The 11,487-nt window shown below is 71.3% G+C and carries 8 protein-coding genes and 1 pseudogene; 6 read left to right on the top strand and 3 right to left on the bottom strand.

The window, feature by feature from the left end:
* Nucleotides 1-53: 53 nt before the first annotated feature.
* The gene (glgX, locus tag ACODT5_RS45985; protein WP_422524813.1) at nucleotides 54-2,267 is read right to left on the bottom strand and encodes a glycogen debranching protein GlgX; all 2,214 of its coding nucleotides are present in this window, start codon (nucleotides 2,265-2,267) and stop codon (nucleotides 54-56) included.
* 399 nt (nucleotides 2,268-2,666) lie between these two features.
* On the opposite strand from glgX, the gene ACODT5_RS45990 reads away from it, so the two are divergent.
* The 4 genes from ACODT5_RS45990 to ACODT5_RS46005 all read left to right on the top strand — a co-directional run bounded on the left by ACODT5_RS45990 (nucleotide 2,667) and on the right by ACODT5_RS46005 (nucleotide 8,442).
* Nucleotides 2,667-3,887, top strand: coding sequence for a L,D-transpeptidase (locus ACODT5_RS45990; protein WP_422525259.1), 1,221 nt, complete (start codon nucleotides 2,667-2,669; stop codon nucleotides 3,885-3,887).
* A gap of 160 nt (nucleotides 3,888-4,047) precedes the next feature.
* On the top strand, nucleotides 4,048-6,240 hold the full coding sequence (locus ACODT5_RS45995; protein WP_422524814.1) for a choice-of-anchor A family protein: 2,193 nt from the start codon (nucleotides 4,048-4,050) through the stop codon (nucleotides 6,238-6,240).
* 664 nt (nucleotides 6,241-6,904) lie between these two features.
* The gene (locus ACODT5_RS46000; protein WP_422524815.1) at nucleotides 6,905-7,087 is read left to right on the top strand and encodes a L,D-transpeptidase family protein; all 183 of its coding nucleotides are present in this window, start codon (nucleotides 6,905-6,907) and stop codon (nucleotides 7,085-7,087) included.
* A gap of 113 nt (nucleotides 7,088-7,200) precedes the next feature.
* Nucleotides 7,201-8,442, top strand: coding sequence for a L,D-transpeptidase (locus ACODT5_RS46005; RefSeq protein WP_422524816.1), 1,242 nt, complete (start codon nucleotides 7,201-7,203; stop codon nucleotides 8,440-8,442).
* 64 nt (nucleotides 8,443-8,506) lie between these two features.
* On the opposite strand, the pseudogene ACODT5_RS46010 reads toward ACODT5_RS46005, so the two are convergent.
* A pseudogene (locus tag ACODT5_RS46010) lies at nucleotides 8,507-8,974 on the bottom strand (RNA-guided endonuclease InsQ/TnpB family protein); the annotation flags it as partial.
* Nucleotides 8,956-9,663, bottom strand: coding sequence for an RNA-guided endonuclease InsQ/TnpB family protein (locus ACODT5_RS46015; RefSeq protein WP_422524817.1), 708 nt, complete (start codon nucleotides 9,661-9,663; stop codon nucleotides 8,956-8,958). The pseudogene ACODT5_RS46010 and the gene ACODT5_RS46015, both read right to left, overlap by 19 nt.
* A gap of 270 nt (nucleotides 9,664-9,933) precedes the next feature.
* On the opposite strand from ACODT5_RS46015, the gene ACODT5_RS46020 reads away from it, so the two are divergent.
* Entirely contained in the window at nucleotides 9,934-10,701 is a 768-nt protein-coding gene (locus ACODT5_RS46020) for an enoyl-CoA hydratase/isomerase family protein (protein WP_422524818.1), read from the top strand.
* Nucleotides 10,702-10,938: 237 nt separating this feature from the next.
* The gene (locus ACODT5_RS46025) at nucleotides 10,939-11,442 is read left to right on the top strand and encodes an ATP-binding protein (RefSeq protein WP_422524819.1); all 504 of its coding nucleotides are present in this window, start codon (nucleotides 10,939-10,941) and stop codon (nucleotides 11,440-11,442) included.
* Nucleotides 11,443-11,487: the final 45 nt, after the last annotated feature.

Consider the following 11,487-nt stretch of genomic DNA (forward strand, 5'->3'; position numbering starts at 1 on the left):
CGGATGCGGACGGCTCCCGGCTCCGCGAACCCCGGCTCCGGGAGCCCCCGCTCCTAGGCCGGACCGCCCACCACCTTCAGCAGCAGCACCGCGCGGGCCGGGACGGTCACGCTCCCGCCCCCGCGGTGCACGGTCGCGGGCGCCGCCGCCTGGTCCTCCCGGGAGGTGTCCAGGACCAGTTCGTACGCCCGGCCCCACGGAGCCCCCGGCAGCAGCCACGTCACCGGCCGGTCCCCGGCGTGCAGCAGCGCCAGGAAGCTGTCGTCCGTGACCTGCCGCCCGCGCTCGTCACGGCCCGGGATGTCCTGCCCCGACAGGTACAGGCCCACCGACCCGGCCGGGGCGTACCAGTCCCGCTCGGTCATCTCCACCCCCGCCGGGGTGAACCAGGCCAGGTCCCGCAGCCCGTCCGCCCCCTGCGAGCGCCCCGAGAAGAACGCGCGGCGCCGCAGCACCGGATGGGCCCGGCGCAGCGCCAGCAGCCGCCGGGTCAGCGCCAGCAGCGACTGCCAGGACGGGTCGTCCAGCAGTGACCAGTCCACCCAGCTCGTCTCGTTGTCCTGGCAGTACGCGTTGTTGTTGCCGCCCTGCGTCCGGCCGAACTCGTCGCCCGCCACCAGCATCGGCACCCCGGTCGACAGCAGCAGCGTGGTCAGGAGGTTGCGCAGCTGCCGTCGGCGCAGCGCCGCGATCCGCGGCTCCGTGCCCTCCTCGGGCTCGCCCTCCACCCCGCAGTTCCAGGACCGGTTGTCATTGGTGCCGTCCCGGCCCGCCTCGCCGTTCTCCTCGTTGTGCTTGGACTCGTACGACACCAGGTCGCGCAGGGTGAAACCGTCGTGCGCGGTGATGAAGTTGACCGAGGCGTACGGCCGCCGCCCGCCCCACGCGTACAGGTCGCTCGACCCCGACAGCCGGTACCCGAGGTCCCGTACGTCCGGCAGCGCCCCGCGCCAGAAGTCCCGTACGGCGTCCCGGTACCGGTCGTTCCACTCCGTCCACAGCGGCGGGAACGCCCCCACCTGGTACCCGCCCGAGCCCACGTCCCACGGCTCGGCGATCAGCTTCACCCGCCGCAGCACCGGGTCCTGGGCGATCACCGCGAGGAACGGCGAGAGCATGTCCACGTCGTGCATCGAGCGGGCCAGCGCCGCCGCCAGGTCGAAGCGGAAGCCGTCCACCCCCATCTCCGTCACCCAGTACCGCAGCGAGTCGGTGATCAGGCGCAGCACGTGCGGCCGCCCGGCGTGCAGGGTGTTCCCGCAGCCCGTGTAGTCCGCGTACCGGCGCTGGTCCGACTGGAGCCGGTAGTACGCCCGGTTGTCGATCCCGCGCAGCGACAGTGTCGGGCCCAGCTCGCCGGCCTCCGCCGTGTGGTTGTAGACCACGTCGAGGATGACCTCGATCCCGGCGGCGTGCAGCGCCTTGACCATCCGCTTGAACTCGCCGACCTGCTGGCCTGCCGTACCGCTGGAGGAGTACGCGGCGTGCGGGGCGAAGTAGCCGACCGAGTTGTAGCCCCAGTAGTTGCGCAGGCCCCGGCGCAGCAGGTGGTCCTCGTGCGCGAACTGATGGACCGGCAGCAGTTCCACCGCCGTCACCCCGAGCCCGGTCAGGTGCTCGATCGCCGCCGGGTGCGCGAGGCCCGCGTACGTGCCCCGCAGGTGCTCGGGGATGCCCGGATGGCGCATCGTGAAGCCGCGCACGTGCAGTTCGTAGATGACCGAATCCGCCCACGGGGTCTTCGGCCGGACGTCGTCCGCCCAGTCGTCGTCATCGTGGACCACGACCCCCTTCGGGACGTGCGGGGCCGAGTCGCGGTCGTCGCGCACGGTGTCCGCGATGTACTGCTGCGGCCAGTCGCGGACGTGCCCGTACACCTCCGGCGGCAGCAGGAAGTCCCCGTCCACGGCCCGGGCGTACGGGTCCAGGAGCAGCTTCGCCGGATTGTGACGGGCCCCCGTCCACGGATCCCAGCGGCCGTGCACCCGAAATCCGTACCGCTGCCCGGGACGGACGCCCGGCAGGAAGCCGTGCCAGATCTCGTGGGTCAGCTCCGTCAGCGTGCACCGGCTCTCGGAGCCGTCCTCCGCGAAGAGGCAGACCTCCACCGCCTCCGCGCCCTGGGCCCACACCGCGAAGTTGGTCCCGGCCGTCCCGCCCGGCCCCTGGTGGAACCGGGCCCCCAGCGGATGCGAGGAGCCGGGCCACACGGGCGGCCCGGGCACTCCCCGGCTCACCGCGGCGTGGCCCCTGACCTGCGGTTCCATCAGCCCCAGCGGCTGGCCGGCCGGATGTCCGCTCCCGTTGCCGGCTCCGGGCCCGTTTCCGTTTCCGTTCACCGTCCCGTGGCCGGCCGTGGCCCCGGTCCCGCCCTGAACGCTGTCTCTGGTCCCGGGTCCGGCTTCGGCCCTGGGCCCGGTCCCGGCCCCGGATCCGGTCTCAACCCCGGCCAGGGGCTCCGCCTCTTGCTCGGCTGCGCTCGACACTGCCCGCCTCCACGGCTCTCGGTACCTGCGGGGGTGGGGGAACTGCGACCCCGGCGTCCCTGCCGCGGCCCGCCCCCGTCCGGTCCTTCCCACTGTTCTGCCCGGACTGTCCTGCCTGGAACGTGGCCCGCGCCCACGTTTCCCCCGGAGGGGCCCGGTCGTTGGAGGAACGTGACTCTTCTGACGAGGCGGGCAGGGGCGGGCTTCGCCGCCGTGGCGGTATGGGCGGGCCTCCTCGGAGGCCTGGCCGGATGCACCGGGAACGGCGGCTCCCCGATCGAGATCCAGCTGCCCGGCAAACCCCGGTCACCGGACGAGGCGATCAGGATCAGCCCCGACGACAACGCCAAGGGGGTGCCGGCCGAGGGCCCGCTGAGGATCACCGTGCCCGAGGGCCGGCTCGAGCGGGTCGTGGTCACCAAGGTGGAGGACGCCCAGCAGGAGACGGTGCCCGGTGCCATCGCCGTCGACGGGCTCAGCTGGAGCCCCGACCCGGCGTCGGGCCGGCTCGCGCTCGCGGCCAAGTACACCGTGGACGCGGTCGCGCTCGACGGGCACAACCGCCGCCAGGCCCGGCACACCACCTTCACCACCTACGTTCCCGAGGAGCGGTTCATCGGCTACTTCAAGCCCGAGAACCGCTCGACCGTCGGCACCGGCATGATCATCTCCTTCGGGTTCAGCCGGTCCATCGAACGCCGCGCCGACGTGGAGCGGGCCATCACGATCACCTCCGACCCGGCCGTGGAGGTGGTGGGCCACTGGTTCGGCGACGAGCGCCTCGACTTCCGGCCCAAGACGTACTGGAAGCCCGGCACCGAGGTCACGGTCAAGCTGAACCTGCGGGACGTCGAGGGCGCCGCCGGCTCCTACGGCATCCAGGACAAGACCCTGCGCTTCACCGTCGGCCGCTCCCAGATCTCCACCGTCGACGCGGCCGAGCACACCATGGAGGTCCGGCGCGACGGCGAGCTGCTGTCCACCGTGCCGATCACCGCCGGGGCGCCGAAGAACATGACCTACAACGGCAAGATGGTGGTGATGGAGCTCTTCGACGTCACCCGGATGAACGGGCAGACCGTCGGCTTCGGCGGCGAGTACGACATCCCCGACGTCCCGCACGCCATGCGCCTCACCCGCTCCGGGACCTTCCTGCACGGCAACTACTGGGCCAGCCCCGACACCTTCGGCTCCACCAACGTCAGCCACGGCTGCATCGGCCTGCGCGACGACAAGGGCGGCGGCTCGGACACCCCGGCCGGCTGGTTCTTCGACCGGACCCTGGTCGGCGACGTGGTGGAGGTCGTGAACTCGAAGGACAAGACGGTCGCCCCGGACAACGGACTGGGCGGCTGGAACATGTCCTGGCCCGCCTGGGTCGCGGGCTCCGCGATCGGCTGACCCTCCGTCACCGTCCTTCCCTCGCCCCGACACCCCAGTCGAGTGATTGTCGTACCAGAATGCCGTAGCGGGGGAGTGTCGGTCCGCCCGGCTCGCCGGAGCCCGCCGCCAGCCTGTACGGGCCCACCCGCACGCGGCGGCAGGCAACGGACGGAGCGTCATGTCAGCAAGGAAGTGGACCCTCGGGCCCCTCGGGCTCGCCCTCGGGGCCGTACTGGCCGCAGGCGCCCCCGCGGCCCTGGCGGCGCCGGCCGCGCCGGGCCCCGGCGGGCATCAGCCGGCGCCGGCCCGGGAGGCCGCGGCCCTGCGGGCCCCACTGCCGGGCGGGCTCGGTCCCTGCCTCGGGACCCGGTGCCCCGACCCGTTCCCGCCGATCGAGGTCGGCACCGATCCCAACGGCTACGACGAGGCCGTCAACGTCTTCGTCGGCGCCGACTTCCTCGTCCGCGAGCGCGCCGCCGAAGCCGAGGGCAAGGTCGTCGTCCTCGGCAGCTTCGACCAGAACAAGAACCTGGCGGCGGGGGCCGGAGCCGCGTACAACATCGGCATCGTCGGCGCGGGATCGCTCGTCCGTCCCCCCGCGGGATCGGACTTCCTCACCACCGGGCGCAACGTCACGGTCGCCGCCGACCAGCGGCTGATCTCGGACGGCGGCGTCGTCCGCCACGCGGGCACCGCCCCCGGGCCCGGCACCGTCACCGGCCCGCTGGTGGCCGACCCGGCCGCGATCACCCCGTACGCCGGCCTGCGCGACCAGCTGACCGCGGCCAGCCGGTGCTACGCCCGCGTCGACGGCAGCGCGCGCCCGGCGACCGGCACCGCCGTCAACCAGAACGGCACCACCGTCTTCACCGGGGACAACACCTCCGCGCTCCAGGTCTTCACCGTGGACTTCGACATGGTGAGCGCGACCGGCGGCTCCATCGGCATCCGCTTCGACCGGATCCCGGCCGGCGCCACCGTCCTCGTCAACGTCCTGGGCGCCAGTCGTACGCTCAGCACGTACGGCGGCACCATCAACGACACCGGCGCCGGCGCCGACCCCTGGAACGGCTACCGCACCCGGCTCCTGTGGAACTTCCCCGACGCCACCGCCGTCCAGCTCGTCGGCAGCGGGCAGTTCCAGGGCAGCGTGCTCGTCGGTGAGCAGGCCTCGCGCACCACCGTCACCCTGCCCGGGACCAACGGCCGCTTCTTCACCACCGGCGAGCTCGTCCACACCAGCACCGGGGGCGGCGGCCAGGAGATCCACGCGTACCCCTTCGACGGGGACCTGCCCGACTGCGGGAACACGGTCCCGGTCACGGGCACCGTCTCCGTCCTCAAGCAGGACACCGCCGACAGTCCGCTGGCCGGAGCCACGTACGAGCTGTGGCAGGAGACCAACGGCACTCCCGGAGCCCAGTTCACGAGCCCCGGCGGGGACACCAAGGTCTCCGACTGCGTCACCCCGGCGAGCGGCATCTGCTCCGCGACCGTTCAGCTCGGCACGTACTACTGGCGCGAGACGCAGGCACCCGACGGCTACGAGCTCGCGGAGAACCCCGTCGCCGAGCTGACGCTGACCGAGCGGAACGCCACCGCCGGCGCGACGGCCACCATGAGCAACGCGAGGGTTACGGGCAGCGCCGAGGTGGTGCTGCGCAAGTCCGACGCGGACGGCGGGGCCCTGCTGCCCGGCGCCCGCTTCGAGCTGTGGCGCGAGGCCAACGACCGTACGGGTCTGCAGACCACCGGCACGGTCCCCGACGAGCAGCTCGCCGGGTCCTGCACCACCGACGCACAGGGAAGCTGCACGGTCCAGCTCCCGGTCGGCGAGCGGTACTACTGGCGGGAGACGCAGGCACCGGCCGGCTACGACCTGCCGGCGGATCCGGTCACGCCGTTCGACCTCGACGAGGGCCACGTGACCACGGGCCTCGTCATCGGCGTCACGGACGAGCGGACCGAGGAGCCCGAGTACGAGGGGTCGATCAAGGTCCTGAAGAAGGACGCGAAGACCAAGCGCCCGCTGCGCGGGGCGGTCTTCGAGGTGTGGAAGGAGACCAACAGCACCACCGGCCTCCAGACGCGCGGCATCAACCCCGACCGCAAGGTGACGGAGGGCTGTGCGACGGACCGGGACGGGGTGTGCGCGTTCCCGGGCCTGGACGACGGCTCGTACTACGTGGTCGAAACGGCCGTGCCGGAGGGCTACGTCCTGCCGCGGAACCGGGTCACGGGTCCGCTCCAGCTGGACGGGACCACCTCGGACCACCGTCTGGTGGTCACCCTGGAGAACAAGCGCGACGGCCACGGCCACGGCAAGGGCAAGGGCAAGGGCAAGGGCCCGAAGCCGCGGCCGGGAGAGTAGGCCGCCCGGGTGGGCCGGTGACGCTGCCGGCCCACCTCGCACGCCGGGGCATGGCGGATCTGCTTGGCTCGGAGCCGACGGCCCGGCCGGCGGGCGCGAGGAGGCCCGTACGAGCACAGGGGACGCGGTAGGCGCGAAAGGCGCGATGGGCAGGGCGCCGTCACGGCCGCGATCCTCGCGGCGGCCGCCCTCGTCCCGCCGCTGCCGGCAGCCGCGGCGGCCCGTCCCCGGTCATGTCCCCGGCCCCGGCCGCGGACGCGTGCACCGCCGGGACCGGGCCCTACCAGTGTGAGCTGGGAGGGCATCTGGGGCGGAAGGACGACGGGACGCAGGACGCCGGGGGCTGCGAGGCGATCCGTGGGTTCCAGCTGAGCAAAGGGGTCGTTTACGGCGACGGTGAGGACATCTTCGAACCGAAGGCGCGGAGCATCGGAGTTCGCTAGAGTCATCGGTGACCTCAGCGACAACCAAGCTGGAGTCGCTGAGGTGCAGCACGACTTGAGCGAGTCCCGTACTTGCTCCGGCGGCCGGGAGGGTCGTCGCCGGACAGGCATGACCTGTCAAACCCGCCAGGGCAACCTAGGGGGGAGTCTCCTGGCTCAGCCAGGAGAGAGCTCCAATGGCGCAGCGTGGACCACAACGCCTTGCTCTACGACGACGCCCCGTGCCCTCGTCCAGTTCTTCGACGAGGGCCAGGCTCCACGGCCGCCCCGGCAGCCTGTACGCGCACGGCGGCTCGGCCGGCTGCGTCAACCTCACCGTCCCCGACGCGCGGCGGCTGTGGGACCTGCTCACCGAGGGCGACGCCGTCTACGTCTGGGGCACCAAGCCCGGCACGGAGGACTGACTCCCGGCGCGGCGACCACTCTTGGGACGGAACGGTGACACGACCGTGCTGTCTCGTGATCCCCCATGTGATTTCCTGGCGATTAAGCGCGCGACTGTCCGTGCGCGGGGGACATGGGGAGAACGATCGTGAACCTGCAGCCGATACGCGGGCGCGCCCGCACCGGCCTGCCGGCCCTTCTGCTGGGCGCGGCCCTGCTGTTCACCAGCGCGTGCAGCGGTGGCGGAAACGGTGGCGGCGCCGGCGGGAGCGGTGGGGGCGACGGGGGTACCGGCACGACCGGTACCGAGGCGTCGAAGGCCGTCGTCAACGTCAAGCCGGACGACGGGGCCAAGGAGGTCGCGACGAGCGGCATCCTGAAGATAACCAGCACCGGCGGCAAGCTCACCACGGTGACGGTCGCCGACACCAAGGGCAACGCGGTGGAGGGCAAGGTCGCCGCGGACGGCGCGAGCTGGGAGCCCGCCCGCCACCTCGCCGCCGCCACCGAGTACAAGGTGCACGCGGTGGCCAAGGACGAGGCCGGCCGCGAGTCCGCGAAGGACACCACCTTCACGACCCTCACGCCCGCCAACACCTTCATCGGCCAGTACACCCCCGAAGACGGCTCGACGGTCGGCGTGGGCATGCCGGTCTCGATCAACTTCTCCCGCGGCATCACCAACCCCGAGGCCGTCGAGAAGGCCATCACGGTGACGGCCGATCCGGCCGTGCCGATCGAGGGCCACTGGTTCGGCAACGACCGCCTGGACTTCCGCCCCGAGAAGTACTGGGCCGCGGGCACCAAGGTCACCCTGAAGCTGCAACTCGACGGCGTCGAAGGCCGCCCGGGGGTCTACGGCAAGCAGACCCGCACGGTCAGCTTCAAGATCGGCCGCTCCCAGGTCACCACGGTCGACGCCTCCAGCAAGCAGATGCAGGTGGTCCGTGACGGCCAGGTGCTCAAGAACGTTCCGATCACCGCGGGCGCCCCGTCGACGACCACGTACAACGGTCAGATGGTCATCAGCGAGAAGTACAAGGTGACCCGGATGAACGGCGCCACCGTCGGCTTCGGCGGGGAGTACGACATCTCCGACGTCCCGCACGCGATGCGGCTGACCACCTCCGGCACCTTCGTCCACGGCAACTACTGGGCCTCGTCGGGCACGTTCGGCTCCGCGAACGTCAGCCACGGCTGCGTGGGCCTCAAGGACGTCCGCGGTGCCGGCGACGGCAGCCAGCCCGCCGCCTGGTTCTTCAACGAGTCGCTGATCGGCGACGTGGTCATCGTCAAGAACTCCAAGGACAAGATCGTCGCCCCCGACAACGGCCTCAACGGCTGGAACATGGACTGGGCGGACTGGATCAAGTGACGATCCTCGCCCCCCATGAATGGGGGGCGATTCCCTTCAGCTCGTGTGAGCGGGCTTCGGGGCTTCACGCATCCGCCTCCGGCTGGTGGCCGGGACTCGCACCGTGCGGGTGCTGCGCGTGCTGTTGATGTCCGAGCCGCCCTCCCCCAGACTCCGTCCGGGAGGTGCCCCCGGGGCGGGCTCGGGCCTCGATCTCGACCGAGGCGTTGTGGTCGGCGTCGTCCTCGTGCCCGCATCGGGTGCAGGCGAACAGCCGGCCGCATCCCTTGCGGGATTCGGGGTCGACCTGGCCGCAGGCGGCGCAGGTCTGCGAGGTGTGGAACGGCGTGACGGCTACGAGTGCGGATCCGTACATGCGCGCCTTGTACTCCAACTGGCGCCGTCGTTCCCCCGGAGCGTTGTCGAGGAGGGACCGGTTGAGTCCTGCCTTCGCGCGGACGCTCTTTCCCGGCGCTTCGGGGGTGCCTTTCGCGGACTTGGTCATGTTCTTCACGCGCAGGTCCTCGATGCCGATCAGGCCGTGGTTTTTGGCGAGGTCGGTGGTGAGCTTGTGCGTGAAGTCCTGGCGCCGGTTCGCTTCTTCTCGTTGGCGGTCAAGGTCGGCGGCATGAGGCGGGGTGTGGTCTCGGTGGACACGAACGCGGATGCGGCAACGCCGAAGTCCACCCCGCATGACGGCTTTCCGTTCGGTGCGTCCGGCTGGCGGCCGGTGTGGACGCCGAAGGAGATGTGCCAGCCGTTGCCGTCCCGGGAGACGGTGGCGTTGCGGATTGCGCCCCCGACGGCGCGGGAGAGGCGGAACCGGAGCCAGCCGAGCTTCGGCAGACGCACCTCGGCCCACTTGCGGTTCAGCTTGCGGGTCTCGACGGCCTGGCCGGGAAACGGGATGGACAGGCGGTACCCACGCTTCCTCCGTGCCGGAAACCGGGCGTGGTGTTCAGTGTTCCAGAAGTTGTCGTATGCCCGGTCCAGGTGACTCAGGATCTGCTGCCCGGCCTGCGCGGGCAGATCGCCCAGCCAGTCCAAGTGGTTTCGGGCAATGGTGAGTTGCTTGCACTGCTCGGCCGACCGGAGGGTGTACCGGCGCTGCTGCCACAGGTACACGCGCTGTTCCAGAGCCGCGTTCCACAGGGCGCGCGCCGTGTGCCCCCACCGGGTCAGGACAGCGTCCTGGGCCTCGGTGGGGTACGCACGATATTTCCGCCCCGCATCCGCCTTCACGCCCCCATCGTGCCGATGGCATATGTCTGATCTGGTCAAGATCTGGAAAGTGGCATTATTTGCCCTTCTGTGACATCTATAGGCCGTTTCATGCCGAGAGTCGACGTGTTGCTGCTCGGTTCATGCAGGCGGGCGAACACATTCATGATGGATGGGGGCCTGGAACGCGCGTCCCGGTGGCCCGGTGCTGTGACCCACAGCACCGGGCCACCGGCCGTGCTGTGCCCATCCGGGGGAGACCCCCGGACCCCCTGGCCCTAACCTTCCCGTATGACCATCTCTCTCGAAGTCTCCGAAGGCGTCGGCGTCATCCGGCTGGACCGGCCGCCCATGAACGCCCTGGACATCGCCACCCAGGACCGGCTGCGCGAGCTCGCCGTCGAGGCGACCGACCGGGCCGACGTCCGTACGGTTGTCATCTACGGCGGTGAGAAGGTGTTCGCGGCCGGCGCGGACATCAAGGAGATGCAGACGATGGACCACGCGGCCATGGTCGCGCGGTCCCGCGGTCTGCAGGACGCCTTCACCGCCGTGGCCCGGATCCCCAAGCCCGTGGTCGCGGCCATCACCGGCTACGCCCTGGGCGGCGGCTGCGAGCTGGCCCTGTGCGCGGACTACCGGATCGCCGCCGACAACGCGAAGCTCGGCCAGCCCGAGATCCTGCTCGGCCTGATCCCCGGCGCGGGCGGCACCCAGCGGCTGTCCCGGCTGATCGGTCCCTCCAAGGCCAAGGACCTCATCTTCACCGGCCGCATGGTCAAGGCCGGCGAAGCGCTGACCCTCGGCCTCGTGGACCGCGTCGTACCGGCCGCCGAGGTGTACGAGCAGGCGCACGCGTGGGCCGCGAAGCTGGCGCAGGGCCCGGCCCTCGCGCTGCGCGCCGCCAAGGAGTGCGTGGACGCGGGGCTGGAGGCCGACATCGACACCGGCCTGACCATCGAACGGGGCTGGTTCGCGGGCCTGTTCGCCACCGAGGACCGCGAGCGCGGGATGCGCAGCTTCGTCGAGGAGGGGCCGGGCAAGGCCAAGTTCCTTTAGGGGCGGGGTCCTTCCTGCGGGTGGATTAGCCAGGCCTTAAGGCAGCCTTAAGGCAAGCCGGTGATCCACTCTGGGTGACCATCGTTGCGCGGTGCGTCACCGCAGGTCAGTGGGGGTGCGATGGCCCCCGTGTTGCCTGTTGCATATGCCAGGACGACCCCTCGGAATCAAAGATCCCGGGGGGTCTTTTCCTGCGGAACGGCCCGAACGGCCCTACCGGCCCTCCATGATGGGTGCATGGCGGGTCTGGAGGGTGTGGAACAGCCGCGGCAGCGCAGTAGCGCTTCCGCCGTACGGCTCACGGCGGCCCTGGAGGACGAACTCGGCCTCAAAGCCCTGGAGTTGTACGGGAATCCGGCCGAGGCGGAAGTGACGCTGCCGTCGATGCCCGAGTCGGCGAGCACGGCCCGCCGGCTCACGCAGTGCGTGGTCGTCCGCCTGTGGGGGCTCTCGCCGCAGATCGCCGAGCACACGGTCCTGCTCGTCTCGGAGCTGGTGGGCAACGCCGTCCGCCACACGGGGGCCCGGACCTTCGGTTTACGGATGCTCAGGCGGCGCGGCTGGATCCGCGTGGAGGTGCGCGACCCCTCGCGCGGGCTGCCCTGTCTCATGCCGGTCCACGAGATGGACACCACCGGCCGGGGGCTGTTCCTCGTGGACAAGCTCTCGGACCGCTGGGGCGCGGACCTGCTGCCGCGCGGAAAGATCACCTGGTTCGAGATGCGGGTCGCCGACCGCTGAGGGGCTCCGCCCCCGAACGCCAGAAACCCCCTGTCGCCGTTGTGG

It is taken from the genome of Streptomyces tatrensis, from assembly GCF_049310065.1.
Classification (GTDB): domain Bacteria; phylum Actinomycetota; class Actinomycetes; order Streptomycetales; family Streptomycetaceae; genus Streptomyces.